Annotated in this window: 11 protein-coding genes and 3 pseudogenes; 4 read left to right on the top strand and 10 right to left on the bottom strand. The window is 68.9% G+C overall.

Annotation, left to right across the window (positions count from 1 at the left end; genetic code table 11):
- Window positions 1-95: 95 nt before the first annotated feature.
- The 4 genes from V8690_RS27775 to V8690_RS27760 form a co-directional block, all read right to left on the bottom strand.
- Window positions 96-1,403: an AI-2E family transporter gene (locus V8690_RS27775; protein WP_338782800.1), complete on the bottom strand. Its 1,308-nt coding sequence runs from the start codon at window positions 1,401-1,403 to the stop codon at window positions 96-98.
- Window positions 1,404-1,539: 136 nt separating this feature from the next.
- Window positions 1,540-2,241 carry a transglycosylase SLT domain-containing protein gene (locus V8690_RS27770; RefSeq protein WP_338782799.1) on the bottom strand — a complete coding sequence of 234 codons (702 nt, stop codon included), beginning with the start codon at window positions 2,239-2,241 and terminating at the stop codon, window positions 1,540-1,542.
- Between the two features lie 420 nt (window positions 2,242-2,661).
- Entirely contained in the window at window positions 2,662-3,987 is a 1,326-nt protein-coding gene (locus V8690_RS27765) for a PhoH family protein (RefSeq protein ID WP_338782798.1), read from the bottom strand.
- Window positions 3,988-4,676: 689 nt separating this feature from the next.
- The gene (locus V8690_RS27760; protein ID WP_010045850.1) at window positions 4,677-5,450 is read right to left on the bottom strand and encodes an isoprenyl transferase; all 774 of its coding nucleotides are present in this window, start codon (window positions 5,448-5,450) and stop codon (window positions 4,677-4,679) included.
- 722 nt (window positions 5,451-6,172) lie between these two features.
- Here V8690_RS27760 and V8690_RS27755 point away from each other — a divergent pair.
- Entirely contained in the window at window positions 6,173-7,057 is an 885-nt protein-coding gene (locus V8690_RS27755; protein WP_338779585.1) for an IS982 family transposase, read from the top strand.
- A gap of 147 nt (window positions 7,058-7,204) precedes the next feature.
- Window positions 7,205-8,071: pseudogene (locus V8690_RS27750) on the top strand (crosslink repair DNA glycosylase YcaQ family protein).
- Here the strand turns inward: V8690_RS27750 and V8690_RS27745 are convergent.
- The 4 genes from V8690_RS27745 to V8690_RS27730 all read right to left on the bottom strand — a co-directional run bounded on the left by V8690_RS27745 (window position 8,055) and on the right by V8690_RS27730 (window position 11,914).
- Window positions 8,055-8,873, bottom strand: a complete 819-nt coding sequence (locus V8690_RS27745; protein WP_338782797.1) for a class I SAM-dependent methyltransferase — start codon at window positions 8,871-8,873, stop codon at window positions 8,055-8,057. The pseudogene V8690_RS27750 and the gene V8690_RS27745 overlap by 17 nt on opposite strands.
- Window positions 8,874-8,935: 62 nt before the next feature.
- The gene (locus V8690_RS27740; protein WP_338782796.1) at window positions 8,936-9,391 is read right to left on the bottom strand and encodes a GNAT family N-acetyltransferase; all 456 of its coding nucleotides are present in this window, start codon (window positions 9,389-9,391) and stop codon (window positions 8,936-8,938) included.
- Between the two features lie 62 nt (window positions 9,392-9,453).
- Complete coding sequence (locus V8690_RS27735) at window positions 9,454-10,332, bottom strand: LLM class flavin-dependent oxidoreductase (protein ID WP_338782795.1); 879 nt, start codon at window positions 10,330-10,332, stop codon at window positions 9,454-9,456.
- 1,009 nt (window positions 10,333-11,341) lie between these two features.
- A complete protein-coding gene (locus V8690_RS27730; protein WP_338782794.1) occupies window positions 11,342-11,914 on the bottom strand; it encodes a helix-turn-helix domain-containing protein in 573 nt (190 codons plus the stop codon).
- Window positions 11,915-11,991: 77 nt separating this feature from the next.
- Here V8690_RS27730 and V8690_RS27725 point away from each other — a divergent pair, with 77 nt between their 5' ends.
- Window positions 11,992-12,726: a hypothetical protein gene (locus V8690_RS27725; protein ID WP_338782793.1), complete on the top strand. Its 735-nt coding sequence runs from the start codon at window positions 11,992-11,994 to the stop codon at window positions 12,724-12,726.
- A gap of 49 nt (window positions 12,727-12,775) precedes the next feature.
- Here the strand turns inward: V8690_RS27725 and V8690_RS27720 are convergent.
- A pseudogene (locus V8690_RS27720) lies at window positions 12,776-13,724 on the bottom strand (IS256 family transposase).
- Between the two features lie 342 nt (window positions 13,725-14,066).
- Window positions 14,067-14,690: pseudogene (locus tag V8690_RS27715) on the bottom strand (hypothetical protein).
- A gap of 344 nt (window positions 14,691-15,034) precedes the next feature.
- On the opposite strand from V8690_RS27715, the gene V8690_RS27710 reads away from it, so the two are divergent.
- The gene (locus V8690_RS27710) at window positions 15,035-15,412 is read left to right on the top strand and encodes a DUF192 domain-containing protein (RefSeq protein WP_338782792.1); all 378 of its coding nucleotides are present in this window, start codon (window positions 15,035-15,037) and stop codon (window positions 15,410-15,412) included.
- The last annotated feature ends 332 nt before the right edge of the window (window positions 15,413-15,744 follow it).

The following is a 15,744-nucleotide window of genomic DNA, read 5'->3' as shown; positions in this document are numbered from 1 at the left end:
TGCTTTTCGAGCCAGGCGTCCTGTCCGACCGTGTCGGGCGACGGGTGGGCACAGGTCAGGCGGTCCAGGGGGCTCCGCCCCCTGGACGGCCCGGGCTACTCCGACGGCGCCTCCCCTTCGGGCTCCGCACTCACCGCCGTAGCACCTCGCGGGCGGACCGAATGCCGCAACGCCGACTGCCGCGAATACGCCCGCAGATACCCCGCCACCGTGTTCGTCACAGCCACCAACGGCACGGCGACCACCGCACCCCCGATCCCGGCGACCATCCCCCCGCACGCCACCGACAGCACCACCGCCAGCGGATGCACCCGCACCGCCCGACCCAGAATGAACGGCTGGAGAATGTGGCCCTCGATCTGCTGCACCGCCAGCACCACCGCCAGCGTCATGACAGCCGTGAACACCCCCTGGGTGACCAGCGCGACCACCACCGCCAGTGCCCCGGACACCACCGCGCCCACCAGCGGGATGAACGCGAACAGGAAGATGAACACCGCCAGCGGCACGGCCATCGGCACATCGAGGAAGTAGATCCCCAGCCCGATGAAGATCGCGTCGATCAGCGCGACGATCACCGTGCCCCGCACATACGCCGTCAGCGTCCGCCACGCCGCCGGCCCGGCCCCGGCCACGCCCGGCCGCGCCGCCGCCGGCACCAGCTTCAGCGTCCACTGCCAGATCCTCTTGCCGTCGTAGAGCAGGAACAGCGTCGAGAACACGGCCAGCAGAATGCCCGTCAGCGCCTCGACGACGACCGTGACGCCCTCCAGCCCGGCCGAGGTGATCTGGTCGGTGTTCGCGCCGACCGCCTCCCGCAGGTTCTTGGCGATCTCGTTGATCTGTTTGTCCGTGACGTGGAAGGGGCTGTTCAGCAGCCAGTTCCGCAACTCGTCGATGCCGTCCTGGATCTGGCCCGAGAGATCGTCGATGTTCTCCATGACCTGCCAGGTCACGAACCAGCCGATCAGCCCCATGACGACGAAGCCGAGGATCGCGGTCAGCGCCGTGGCCGGCCCACGCGGCACTCCGAGGCGTCGCAGCCGCGTCACGGTCGGCTGGAGGATGGCGGTGATGAGCAGTGCGCTCGCGAAGGCCAGCACCACGAGCTGGACGGCGCTGATGATCCGCATCAGCACCCACAGCGTGCCCGCGAGGACGAGCAGCCGCCAGCCCGCCTCCGCCGCGACCCTCACTCCCCACGGCACGGCCAGCGCGGGATCGGGCCGGGCGGGAATGTCGGGCGCGTAGTCCGGGGGCGGCGGCACCTGTTCGTCGGACGATGTCCGGGACTCGGTCTCGTCCCGCTCCCGTTCGGCCTCGGCGCGGCGTTCGTTCCACCGCTCGCTCATCTCGGTCAGTCCGGCACCGAGCCGGCCGAGCCACCCTGGCACTCGCGACATGATCCGTCCTCTTCCCCGTCTCTCCGCACCACTCCTTCCTGGAGTCGTCCGTCAAGACCGTACAGGGCGACGAGCCCCTCACCGTACGACGGTGAGGGGCTCGCGCTGAGGATGGCTGCGGCTCAGGGCCGGGGGCTCAGTACCAGTTGTTGGCCTGCCAGAACGACCAGGCATCACACGGGCTGCCGTAGCGGTCGTTCATGTAGTTCAGGCCCCACTTGATCTGGGTGGCCGGGTTGGTCCGCCAGTCGGCACCGACGGACGACATCTTGGAACCGGGCAGCGCCTGGAACATGCCGTAGGCCCCGGAAGAAGGGTTGACCGCCTTGTAGTTCCAGTCGGACTCGTGGTCCACGATGTTGCTGAAGCACTGGAACTGACCCGCCGGCACCATCTGCCGCGCCATCGCCTGGATCTGCGCGATGGTGTAGGAGGTCGCGACGGGGAAGTCGGAGATGTCCTTGGAACGGCTGGCGGCTTCCTTGGCTGCCGCGCGCTCCTTGGCGGCCTTCTCGGCCGCGGCGGCCTTCTCGGCGGCTTCCTTCTTCTTGGCGATGGCCGTCTCGGCGGCAGCCTTGCGGGCGGCCTCCTCGGCGTCCTTCTTCGCGCTCGCGTCAGCGGCGATGGCCTGTGCGTCGGCCTGCTGCGTCAGCGACGCCGTCTGCACCTGGGCCTGCTGGCCCGCGGGAATGTCCGCGAGCAGCGTGGTGCCGCTAGCCGTCGCTTCGGCGTCGTTGTTCTGCGCGGTGCTGCCAGAGGCAACGCCGACGACGCTTCCGACAGCGGTGACCGCCGTGGCCGAAGCCACTGCGAATCCCCGGACCGAGATCCGGCTCACACGGTTTTCCTTCCAGCATCGCCCGTTTTGGTGACCCTCGCGGACGCAATCGTGCCCCTGGCACTGGCCTCCCCAACTGCGGGGTCACGGGAGGCGCGGGCCCGGTGGGCAACTCCCTCACGGGGAGTGCCGCGTGGTGCTCGGGCGGCATACGACATCGCTATGCAGTTGACGCTGTGCTTTTAGTGGTGCCGTACCGCTGGGGGTACAGGTGTGTCGTATGCGGGGCCTGACAGGAGTGAGACTCTGCCGTAACCCGACGGCGCAAGGCAATTCCCAGTTGCGTGTGAAAGCTCACATCCCGTTTGACGCAGGAGATTCACAGAAAGGGCCACACGTGAAGGCGCCGCCCGGCTAGGCTCTTCGCCTTTCCGGACGGCGCCAACTACTGCGTAACCGCCCCCGTTTAGGGCAGGACGGTCAGATCTGCCCGTCTTCGAGCATTTCGGTCACAAGAGCGGCGATCTGCGACCTCTCGGACCGGGAAAGGGTCACGTGCGCGAAGAGCGGATGCCCCTTCAGCTTCTCGACGACGGCGACGACACCGTCATACCGGCCGACCCTCAGGTTGTCCCGCTGAGCCACGTCATGGGTGAGAACCACCCGTGAATTGGCTCCGATACGGGACAGAACGGTAAGAAGTACGTTCCGTTCCAGCGATTGTGCCTCGTCGACGATCACGAACGCATCGTGCAGCGAACGGCCGCGGATGTGGGTGAGGGGCAGCACCTCCAGCATTCCGCGGGCGGTGACCTCCTCGATGACCTCCCGGCTGGTGACCGCCGACAGCGTGTCGAACACCGCCTGCGCCCAGGGGCTCATCTTCTCCGCCTCGGTGCCGGGCAGATAGCCGAGCTCCTGACCGCCCACCGCGTACAGCGGACGGAAGACCATCACCTTCTGGTGCTGACGGCGCTCCAGCACCGCCTCCAGACCCGCGCACAGCGCCAGCGCCGACTTGCCGGTGCCGGCCCGGCCGCCCATCGACACGATTCCGATGTCCGGATCCAGCAGCAGGTCCAGCGCGATCCGCTGCTCGGCGCTGCGACCCTTGATGCCGAACGCCTCGCGATCCCCGCGCACGCCACGGATATTACCCTCGGCCGTGACCCGCCCGAGCGCCTTGCCGCGCTCCGACTGGATCATCAGGCCCGTGTGCACCGGCAGGTCGGCGGCCTCGGGGACATGGACATGCCCCTCCTCGAAGAGGATGTCCACCTGCTCACCGGACAGGGTCAGTTCGGACATACCGGTCCAGCCGGAGGAGTCCGTGATGGCGAGCTCCGCGCGGTACTCCTCGGCGAGGAGTCCGACGGAGGACGCCTTGATCCTGAGCGGAAGGTCCTTCGACACCACGGTGACGTCGAACCCCTCGGCCTGCAAGTTGCGGGCGACCGCGAGGATGCGGGAGTCGTTGTCCCCCAGGCGATAGCCGCTGGGCAGCACACTGGGGTCCGAGTGATTGAGCTCGACACGGACGGTTCCGCCGAGGTCCCCGGTCGGGATGGGGGCATCGAGGCGGCCGTACCGCACCCGGTAGTCGTCGAGCAGGCGCAGGGCCTGCCGGGCGAAGTAGCCGAGTTCGGGATGGTTCCGCTTGGCCTCCAGTTCCGTCACCACGACGATGGGAAGCACGACCTCGTGCTCGTCGAAGCGGCTCAGGGCGTTCGGGTCGGCCAGCAGGACGCTGGTGTCGAGAACATAGGTGCGCCGGTCGGGCTTGTGGCGCTTTGTGCTGGTCACCACGGAAGGACGTACCCCCTCGGATGAGGTCGGGGAGCGACGGAGTGGAGCTGGACCGGTCGTCGGCCGCCCTGCACGGGCCGAGAACCGGCCCTCCGCCTCTTCGTCCGTGCTGTGACCGCACGATCGGGCTGGTGCAAAGGGCCTCCCGGGCGGACGGCCCCGTGCCGTCCGCTGAGGATCCGACACCCGGGGTTCGGGCGTCGACCTGACTGGCTTATGCCCTCGAACGAGCGTCGCCATGCCACGGCATACGACGGCGAACCGGTGAACTCCGTGTTACGCGCGTCTTCGGAGGGGTACCGGGACGTTTTGCGACCTGCGGTGACCGTGGGGCCCGGCGGCCTCCGGGGTCGCGCGACGTCTCGCGCCGGGCGCAGGACGCCGGGGTACGTTTCAGCCGCGGTGGGCCGGTGGCGGGCGGTGCACCCGCCGCCGTAGCGCCGGGGGCGGGCGGTGCGTCAGCCTCCCGTAGGCCGGTGGCGGGCGGGCGGTGTGTCAGCCGCCGTAGGCCGATGGCGGGCGGTGCACCCGCCGCCGTAGGCCGATGGCGGGCGGTGCACCCGCCGCCGTAGCGCCGGGGGTAGGCGGTGCGTCAGCCGCCGTGGGCCGGTGACGGGCGGTGCACCCGCCGCCGTAGCGCCGGGGGTAGGCGGTGCGTCAGCCGCCGTGGGCCGGTGACGGGCGGCGTATCAGCCGCCGTAGCGCCGGTGGCGGGCGGCGTAGTCGCGCATGGCGCGCAGGAAGTCGACCTTGCGGAAGGCCGGCCAGAACACGTCACAGAAGTAGTACTCGGAGTGCGCGGTCTGCCAGAGCATGAATCCGGACAGCCGCTGCTCGCCGCTGGTGCGGATCACCAGATCGGGGTCGGGCTGGTCGCTCGTGTAGAGGTGACGCCCGATCATGTCGATGTCGACGGCCTCGGCGAGCTCCTCCATAGAGGTGCCCCGGTCCTGGGCGTCGAGCAGCATGGAGCGCACGGCGTCGGCAATCTCCTGGCGGCCGCCGTAGCCGATGGCGACGTTGACCAGTATCCCGTCGACGTGCGCGGTGGTCTCCTCGGCCTCCTTCAGGACCGTCTGCATCCCGGAGGGCAGCAGATCCGGCGTGCCCACGTGGTGGACCCGCCAGCGGCCGTCGGCGGCCAGGGTGCGCACGACGTCCTCGATGATGCCGAGCAGCGGGACAAGCTCCTCCTGCGGCCGGTCGAAGTTGTCCGTGGACAGCAGCCAGAGGGTGACGACCTCGACGTCCGTCTCGGTGCACCAGCCGAGGAACTCCTCGATCTTCTCGGCACCGGCCCGGTGACCGTGGACGGTGCTGGAACCGGCGGCCTTCGCCCAGCGCCGGTTGCCGTCCATGATGACGCCGATGTGCTTGGGCACCTGAGCGTGGTCCAGGTGGCCTTCCACCCGGCGTGCGTACAGCCTGACCAGCAGGCCACGCAGCTTGTCGCGCAGGTTCACGTGATTGTCAGCCCCTCCGTACGGATCGGACGGGCCGCGGCGTGCGGCCCGGTCGTGGCCGCGGGCGGTCCCCGCCCGTGTGGCAGTCCCCGGAGGCGAAGCCTACCCCCGCTGCCGCCGTGGGGCCGCGCACGGGTGCGGAACGCAAAATTCCGGCCGGTGCTTCAGGGCGAGCCCGGCGCACAAAAAACGGGCCGGTCCGTGGGGGGATACGGACCGGCCCGAGGGGGGGCTTCCACCATAACCCTTCGTAAGTGATGCTGCGTGCATCGGCGTGCCACAACTACTCTCCGGAGCCGCCCGGCGACGCGGCGATGCCCGCGGAACCCCACGTTCACGGCTCGCTCCTGGCCGAAACACAGCCCATACGCAGGGGAATCGTGCACCCTGAGGCGGGATCCGGAGGATTTGCCGCACCTTGGGGCCCGCTCGCCGACTCATCCCCGTAATACCCCCCGACGGGTGAATCCGGCCGTGAACGCCCGCTTGACCCCCGTACCTCACCATCTCGCCCTCGAGGTCCTGGTACCGCGCAGCCCCCTCCACTGCGCGGTACCGCCCGCACAGCCGTACTTTGCTTGCGCGAATTACCTTGGTCTGAACTTACGCGAGGCTCGGCGCGGAGGCGAGCAGCAGGCGATAACGATGTGAAAAACCTAGATGAATGAGTCCGATGTGTGTGCTGGTCGCGACCATGGCGAAGGGCGCCCGTTGGTCAGTGTGTGAAGACAAACCTGGACGCCCTTCTGGCGGCACTGTACGTGTTCATCGACGACCATGTGGCGCCTTGTCGCCGGATCGGGCGACCCCCGAAACTGACGGACGCCGAACTGCTGTGCCTGGCGGTCGCCCAGGTCCTGCTCGGCTTTCCCTCTGCCCGGCACTGGATCCGCTTCGCCCACGCCCGGTTGGGCCACCTCTTCCGCTACCTGCCCCAGCAATCGGCCTACAACAAGCGCCTCAACGCCGCCGGGCCGCTGATCAGCCATGTGATCGAGGCCCTGGCCCGGCAGGTGCCGACCTGGCACGACAGCCTCCGGCTGATCGACTCCACCCCGCTGCCCTGCGCCGCCTCCCGCGAGACCGTCAAGCGCTCCGACCTGGCCGGGCACGCCGGATACGGCTACTGCCGCAGCCATTCCCGGTTCTTCTGGGGGTTCCGGCTGTACCTGGTCACCACCGCCGAGGGCATGCCCGTCTCCTGGTGTCTGGCCAACCCGAAACTCGGAGAGCGGGAGGTGATGGCCGCTCTGCTGGAACGCGACCATCACCTGACCCGGGCGGGGCAGGTGATCCTGGCCGACAAGGGCTTCGCCGGCCGGGAGTTCGAAGTCTTCGTCACCGACCGGCTCGGCGCCCACCTGGTACGGCCGGACCGCAAGGACGAACCGGCCCGCTTCGGCAAGATCGCGCGTGTCCGCCAGTGGATCGAGGCCGTCATCGACACCCTCAAGGGCCAGCTCAGCCTGGAACAGCACGGCGGCAGAACCCCGGCCGGAGTCTTCGCCCGAACCGCCCAACGCCTGCTGGCCCTGGCCACCGCGATCTGGCACAACTGGCACACCGGAGCAACGGCCAAACGCTCGCTGATCGCGTACGACCACTGAAGACTTCGGACTCATTCATCTAGTCGGGAGATGCGCAAGCGGATGGAGTGAAAAGGGTGGGCCGGGGAGCCGATCGGGCGCGGGGAAGGCGCTCGGTTAGGGCCCTGCAGGTCAGCTTCTGTCCCCTTCCGGGCCTTGCGCCGTGTCATGACGACAGCCTCGAGGATCCCTTGGGACGCGGCGAGCGCACGGCGGACCGAGCGGCAGCTCCTGGCCGGGCCTGGCCGGGAGTGGGACGCCGCTCGCCGAGGTGGTCGGCGCGATGATGGGGGCGCACGCGCAGGTGTTGTCCGCGGCCGAGGTGTCGGTGGGGGTGCGGGCGTCCACGCTGACTCGGGCGGACGTCCGGACCGCACTCTGGGACGAACGCACACTGATCAAGACGTACGGCCCGCGCGGAACGGTCCATCTCCTCCCGGCGCGGAAACTCCCTCTCTCGTCGGCCGCGGTGACCGCGGTCCCGACCGGGCCGAGCCCGTTCCCGCCCGACGTACGGCTCACCGAGGAACAGGCCGCCCAGGTCGTGGCGGCGATCGGGGAGGCGCTCGAAGGCACGTGCCTGACGCTTGACGGGGGAGCTGGCCGCCGAGGGCGGCATCGAGGAGGTCGACTTCTAGGGCACGCGGGCGTGGGTGGCCGCGGGTGACACCGAGTTCCCGGACGGGCCCGTCCGAGGCGTGCGGCTGCTGCCGTACTTCGACGCGTACATCATTGCCGCACAGCCCCGCGAGCGGCTGTTCCCCCGTGCGGCCTTCGAGCGTGCCCTGGCGGGCGGCCAGGCGGGCAACTACCCCGTGCTGCTGGTCGACGGTGTGGTGGCGGGCGTCTGGCACCAGCGGCGCCAGGGCCGTCGTACGACCGTCACGGTCCAGGCCTCTCGTCCGGCTGACGGGACGGCGGGAACGGGAGCTGGGGGAACAGGTGGAGCGGGTGGGTGAGGTGCCGGAGGCGAGGGCCGAGTTGGTGGTGGTGGAGGAGGGTGGGTCCGCACGTGTGATCAGGCACGTGCGGTGAGCGTGCCCGGCTTGCGGGCCTCGAAGAGGTGCCGGGTGCTGTGGGCGACGAAGGGGCCTTCGGCCTGGATCCGCTCGTGCAGCGTGCGGAGCTGCGGCTCGTATGCCTCGACGGTGAAGCCGGGCACCATCCACACCACCTTCCGCAGGAAGTGCACGACCGCGCCGATGTCGTGGAACTCCATGCGGAGCCGCTCCGCCCGCAGATCGACGACATCGAGCCCCGCGGCCTCGGCGTCGGCCCGCTCGCGCTCGGGATCGCGAGCGCCGCGTCCCTCGTCCGGCCGAGGACCGAGGAAGTGCTCGACGAGTTCGAAGACGCTGCCCGGCCCCACGTGCTGGGCGAAGTACCTCCCTCCGGGCTGGAGGACACGGGCGATCTCGTCCCAGTGGGGACGGACGGGATGCCGGCTCACGACCAGGTCGAAGGCCGCGTCGGCGAAGGGCAGCGGGTCGTCCTCGGGCGCGGCGACGACCGCGACCCCGCGCGGACGGAGCAGGGCGGTCGCCTTGACGACGTTCGGCGGCCAGCCCTCGGTGGCGACGGCGAGCAGGGGCCTCTGCGGGGCCTTGGCGAGAGCGAAGTCCAGCACTTCCCCGCCGCCGGTCTGGATGTCGAGCACGGCACTCGCCCGCCCCAGCCGCCCGGCCATCGACATCGCGTACCCCCAGGAGGGCCGCGCCTCGGTGGCCCGCCCCTCGAACCAGGAGAAGTCCCAGCCATCCGTGGGGACGTCGGCGCCTTCGGTGACGAGCTCTTCGAAGGTGCGGTGTGGTCGGTGCGGTCGGTGATGCTTTGCCATGGGCCCCTTCTCACCTCTGCCGGTCACGCCTACCTGGCACGCCGGCATGTCACGCCTGCCCGTCACATCAGAACGAACAGGACATGCTCGTCGTCTCCGTACCGGACGGTGCCGGCGGGACGGAAGCCGTGCTTCTCGAGGAGACGTACGGAACCGGTGTTGCCGTTGAAGGGGTCGGCGTGCAGAGGCCGGTTCTGCTCCCGCTCCAGGAAGAGTCCCAGGGCTCTGCTGCCGATGCCGCGCCCCCAGTACGCGCGCCCGAGCCAGTACCCCAGGAAGCGGCGGTCCCCGTCCCACCAGGCGACGAAGTTGCCGGCGACGTCGCCGTCCACGGTCACGGTCTGCACGAAGCAGGTGTCGTCCCCGAGGACCCGCTCCTTCCAGTGGGACATGAAGGCCTTGCGCGGCCGGGGCGTGAACCTCGACCGCCGGGCTGCCTCGGGATCCTGCTCGTAAGCGCAGAACGCGTCGAGATCGCTCTCCACGACCTCACGCAGCCGCACGTCCTCGATACTCATGCCCGTGAGTGTGGCACCGGGCACTGACAATGCCGCCGCGGAAGCCGCCACGGCCCAGGGGCCTACGGAACGAGCGGACGCACTTCCTCGGCGGCGAACCGCACGAAAGACTCGGGGTCCGGTTCGTCACCGGTCGGCTGAAGCACCACGGTGTCGGCCCCGGCCTCGGCCAACCGCTCGACAACCTTGGCTACGGCACCGGCATCCCCGGCGACGCCAAGATCCGGAACGGCTTCGAGTCCCTCGGCGACCAGCTCGGCACGCACCCGGTCGGCCGCGTCGGCCCCGGTGGCGGTGAGCAGATACACGACGACAGGGTGCGGCCCGGCCCCGCGGCCGGCCGTCTTCCGCCCCTCCTCGATGAGCCGCCGCGCGTTCCGCACGCCCTCCGGACTGGTGGCGGCGGTGAGTACGGTCCCGTCGGCGGCCTCCCCGGTGAGCCGCAGCGAACGCGGCCCGGTGGCCCCGGCCAGCACCCCGACTCCGCCACCTTCCGGCGGCCAGTCGAGGGCAACGTCGTCGAGCCTGACGTACCGCCCGTCGGTGGTCACCCGCTCCCCGCCCAGCAGAGCGCCCAGCGCGACGAGATGCTCCCGCAGCAACGTCACCGGCGACTCGACCCGCGCCCCGACCTGCCCCATCCAGTCCTGCACGCCATGCCCCACCGCGACGATCGCCCGCCCCGGAAACATCCGGTGCAGCGAGGCCACCTCCATGGCCGTGATGGCAACGTTCCGCAACGGCACGGGCAGCAGCCCGACCCCGATCCGCACGCGCTCGGTCCAGGCGAGAGCAGCGGCGGCGGTGGAGATACCGCCCTCTCTGAAGCAGTCTTCCCAGAGCCAGAGTTCTTCGAGCCCTGCCTCATCGGCGAGCTGCGCCACAGATCGCAGACGTTCTGGGGCGAGTTGTGGGCGGAAGACAGCGCCGAGTCCGGTCATGCTGCTCTTCCTACCCGGGCCGGGAGGAGACGGACAAGGCATTTTGCGTCTCCTACGCATCGACCAACGGCGACTCGAAGCTTGGCCCGCGCCGCGCTACCTCGGCCACCAGGCGATGTCTCGCCAGGACACCGGGAAGAGGGAATGGAGGATTCCTCCGCTACCTCCCTCTACGTCGTCGCAGTGCACGCCCAGGGAGCAATGGACCGTGCCCACCTGACGCAGTGCACGAAGGAGTTGCCGGCGCACGGCGAACCAGATCCCGGACCTGGGGTCGTGCACGGAATCAGCGATGACGACGTGAGATGTCATGTGGTGGCATTTCCGGAGGGTTGGCCGGGTGAAGGATCAGGGGCGGGCCGAGCGGACGCCGGCGCGGCGACCACGTTCGATGTCCTCGGCGGTGGCTCCCCCAGTCTGCGACAGAACGGCGGCCTCCGTCCGATCCCGTCTGCTGGCTCAGGAAGCGGAAGCGGCGGGGCGTCGAGTCGTCGGAAGCCGGCGCGGCGATCACGCCGATGAAGCGAGGGTCTCCCGCGAGCCACACCACGCCGATTTCGGCCTTCAGCTCAGGTTTTGCGCGAGGGGCCATCCGGCGGTTCCACCAGCCCACTCCCCAGTGCCGGGGAAACACCATGGGCAATAGCTCCTCCATGCGGGCCGGGTTCGGGAACTCGAACCCCCAGGTCGCGGACCGTGCCGATGTCACCCGGTGTGGGGTCGAAGCGACCCTGGGGCAGGTCACCGTTTCGGGCAGCGGACGAGTTGACGTAGGGCGACTGTTCGGTGAGCAATTGTCAAGACCTGTGCATCGATCTTGGTCAGGTCGCAGTCCCGATGGGCGGCGTGACTGATTGTTGATCTTCTTCTCGTGCGAGGTCCGCGCAAAGCGTCGCCCGTATGAGGAGACCGTGGCTGCCCGTGAAGACGTCGGCCCGACCTGGTCCCTTCCCTCAGCTCTCCCGTACGGCCAATCGGCCGATCAGACAGTTCGTCGGCCGGCTGCCGGTCAGTCAGCGGGCAGGCCGAACCAGCGGAGGAGTACGGGTCGTGCGTCGTCGGGGGCGTCCTCGGGCCCGCGGGCATAGCGCGCGAGCAGGGCCAGATAGTCGTCATGGAACGCGTCCAGCTCGCCCTTCGTGAGGTGGATGAGGCTGCGTGAACCCCGCATCCAGCCTTCGGACTCCGCCTGTCCGGCGGTGAACTGCCGGGCGAGCTCGACGTCCTCCTCCATCCGCAGCCGGTCCAGCTCGGCCGACAGGGCACGCTCGGCCTCCGTCAGCTCACCCTGCGGCGGCCTGCGGATGTCGAGGCCGCGCACCCCGCGCCACCAGCGCTCACGCCCGGTGGAGCGCTCGGGGATGTCCTCGATGAGGCCACTACGCTCCAGCATGCGCAGGTGGTAGCTGAGCGTCCCGGTGTTCTCGCCGAGGGCGGCGGCCAGCGTGGTTGAGGTGGCCGGGCCCACCGCGCCGAGGTGGCGCAGGATACGCAGGCGCAGGGGGTGCGAGAGGGCCTTGAGGACCTCCGGGCTGTCGACCGTGCGCCGCCCTGCGGCTTCCGCTCTCCGCTCTTTCGTCATGGCGGCAGTCTATCCAGATAGCAGCGATTCCTCTGCACACCTTCCTCTGCAGAGTAATCTCTGCAATGCTGGGGCGTATGACGCCGAACCGAGTGACCTCGAATCGCACAGTCCGCCGCTTCACAAGTGCTGCTGCGGCAGCCCTACTTGCCGGACTCGCCCTGGGCGCCGCACCCGCGCATGGAACTGAACGGGCCGCGGATCTACCCGAGTTCGACTTCTCCGCCTGCCCGACCGTCGATGAGCTGCCCACGGGTGCAGACCCCGGGACCTGGCGCTGCGAGGTCATGCACGCCACGGGGCATCTGCGCATGGGCGCCGTCGACGAGCCGCTCACCAAACCTATGAAGATCACCTTTGCGGAAGGCCGTGTGGACGGTGAATTCCGCCAAGTTTTCGGGGAGATGACCGCTGCGCCAATCCGGGCGGGAGGCACCCCGTTGACCCTGACTCCGCAGTACGGCGGCTACTCGGACTTCCTGTCCGACGACACCCGGCGCGGCGAGTTCGACATCAAGTTCGCCATAGGCTTGGCGCACGGGCGGCTGGCCCTGCCGTCGTCGGGCTGCTCGGTGGGCAGCAATGCGGACGCGGTCCATCTAGTGCTCAAGGACACCGATCCCACCCGGGTGATATCCAGGGACCCCCTGGTCGTTGCTTTCGGTGCCCAGGACGCGGAGTTCGCCGCCCCGGGCACTAGTGGCTGCGGCCCTCTGAGTCGCGCGGTCGACCGGGCCCTGGGCCTGCCGTCCGCGGCGGGGGCGAATGCCTTCGACATGGATGTCACGGTGGCCATCCGGTCCTACATGTAGACCGGTCCAGTTGAGTAATTGTCAATAGCTGTGAGCCGGTTGCCGTGGTTCATGCCGCGTGAGTCTCGGAGCGTTCTACGAGGTGGCCGCGCTCGAAGCGGGCTCCGGCCCGGACAAGCGCGACGAGGTGGGGTGCGTTGACCGCTCGCCACCGCTGCTGGGCGGACTCGACGAGCTCGAAGACCATGGCGAGGGCGGCCGCCGCGCTGCCGGCGCCCTTGGTGACCTTGGTCCTGAGCCGGACCTCGCGAGGGTCGATTCGATAGCGTTCGTCGTGCGCAGGTGAACCCGTGCTCGGCGGGGAAGTCGTAGAACGCCAGCAGTTCGTCCGACGTCGTCGGTGATCTTCCGAGCCGCCTTGGGCCACTTCACGCCGTACGTTTTGTCGAATGCGGCGACCGCCTTGACGGCGCGCTCACGATCCTCGGCGTTGTAGATGTCCCGCAATGCCTTGCGTGCACCAGGCTGGGCTGACTTCGGCAGGGCGTTGAGCACGTTGGCCGCTTTGTGAACCCAGCACCGCTATTGGCGGGTTTCGGGGAACACCTGCGCCGGGGCCTTCCAGAAGCCGAGTGCGCCGTCGCCGACCGCGAGGACGGGGGCACGCATCCCGCGCCGGGCGGCATCACGCAGCAGATCGGCCCAGGACTCCGCGGACTCACGGTAGCCGTCGGCCATCGCGATCAGCTCCTTGGTGCCGTCCGCACGCACACCCATGACGACCAGGACGCAGGACTTGGCCTCCGTGAGGCGGATGCGCAGGTGGAGGCCCTCGGCCCAGACGTAGACATAGTCGGACCCGGGAAGTCGGTGGTAGCCGTTGCGCACCACCAGCCGCCGCCCGGTCTCATCCCGCTCGTCGCGAGCTCGGCGATGTAAGCGGTGGCCTCGGCCCCCAGCGCGGCGGCCAGCATCCGCCTCGCGCCCTCCCGGACGATCTCATCCAGCAGCGAGCTGCCGCTTGGCGTGGTGCCGTCCTCGTTGACTACCGTAAGCACAGGCGTGCCTTCCGACCGACGGTGCAACGTCGGCTTTGCTCGATGACCTATCGATCGATCCATCGGGAAAGTACGCCTCCTCCCGTCAGACAGGGGGCGGGGTCCACGAACTCGTGGATGTAACAGCCCCGGCGGACTCATCCGAGCCGTTCTTCGAACGGTCGAAGACGATCACGCCGCCGGCCGACGACGCGAGCGTGTCACCCCGCACAGACCCCGAGGGCTTCGACGTGTTCGTATCGCTTTCGGTGGTGCCGTCTGGAGTGACTCTGGCCCAGGCACTCGGTGCTCCCAAAGCCACAAAGGCCACGGCCAGGGCGAGACCTCCGAGCGCTCCCCGCTTCACTTCAGGCACTGCTTCGCTCCCGCGGTCGAAACGATGCGCGTGGTCTGCCAGACCCCGTCGCTGGTCTTCTCCAGCCGGGTGTTGTAAAGGATGAAGTCCTCATCGGAAGGCGTGGTGACCTTGGGCTTGTTCGTCTTGAGGTCCTTGGCGTAGCCCTTGCTCTCGTCGGCGCAGAACACGACCGAGGCCGCTTTGCTGCCGTCGAGCGTCACAGTCCGGTCGTAGTACCGGATGGTGCCCGTGATGCCACGGCTGGCCTTCTTGAACTTGTCCACCCAGACCGCCGCTGCCTACAACGCCCTGCCGGTGTTGTAGAAGTTCATCGCCTCCGCCTTGGGGTCCGTTCCCGTAATCGCCGCGTTGACCGCACGCATACGCTCGGCGTTGTCAGCGAGTACGGCGTTCTTGACCGCATCACCCGTCTTGCCGCCTTCGAAGGTCATGATCAGGTCGGACGGCAGCTTGATCTCCGGGCGACCGGCGGCCTGCGGGGCCGATTCGGTGGGCGATGTGGTGCTGGCGCCTCCGGCATCCGCTCCCGCGATCTTGTCGTTGTCCTTGCTCTTGGAACTGTCATCGCTCCCGCACGCGGACAGCGTCAGGGCCGCAGCGGCGGTCAGCGTGAGCGCTGCGAAAAGAGTGGGCGGCGGTTCACGGTCGACTCCCGGTAAGAGGCGAGGCTTCTCTTGGGCGACCCAAAGCTATCCAGCGGTGTGGAGCCGCAGCAGGGTGAAGCTTGTCAACTGGCGGGGTGTATGGGGAGGAATCGGCGATTCGTCGAGCAGTTTCAGCCGTAACGGTTGCATAAAGCGCCAATCCGTTCTTCAGGAGTGGGCGTTTCAGCCCTGAACCAGCAAAGGGCTGTGTGGCGTGAGCCCATGTGGGGCCTACTCGCCTACGGATACGTTCGGGTTCGGACAACCAGTGGCCCAGGTGGCAGGTGGGACGGTCGGAGGGAGCTCGTATGGGGCGGCAGTGGCGTGACGGGCGCGGGGAGTTGGTCGTCCATGGGAGTAACGGGAGTAGTGGAGGGCGGACCGTCCGGGTGCCGTTGGAGATCGCCACCTCTTATCGGGCCCGTACGAAGGGGCTGTTGGGGCGGAATTCTGTCGAGGGGGCGATGCTGCTCTCCCCCGCCAACAGCGTGCACACCTTCCGGATGCGCATGCCGATCGATGTCGCCTATCTCGATCGTGCCTGTCGCGTCATCGCCGTGCGGACCATGCGGCCGGGGCGGTTGGGGATGCCGCGACTGCGTGCCCGGCATGTGGTGGAGGCGGAAGCGGGGGTGATGGCGGGGTGGGGAGTGAAGGAGGGTGTGTTGGTCGAGGTCGTCACGTAGCCAGAGCTTGGCGCAGGGCCTTGCCGGTCCGGATCCGAGGCAATGACGGGGCTCGACGGCGCGACTACCTGTCACCCTCTTCGCGTGCCGTAGTGGGGCGACCGCGGACTCGACCGCGTCGATCGTGTGCACGGGGGGTCGTCGTCCGACGCATACAGCCGGGCGCGGACGGACTCTCCTGACGAGGTTGCCAGCCAGTAAGACGACGGAAGGCCCTCGGCCGGATGGAGAACGGGAACGCCCAATGCCCTGGCCAGGCGCCGAGCGAGTTCCGGCTCAGCCGGTACCTCGTTGACCAGGGCGTCCTCCACATAGATGTCGAGGGCCAACGA

Origin of the sequence: Streptomyces sp. DG1A-41, assembly GCF_037055355.1 — a bacterium.
Taxonomy (GTDB): Bacteria; Actinomycetota; Actinomycetes; order Streptomycetales; family Streptomycetaceae; genus Streptomyces.
Note: the sequence above shows the minus strand (reverse complement) of the source record. Positions and strands in the feature narration are given on the sequence as shown.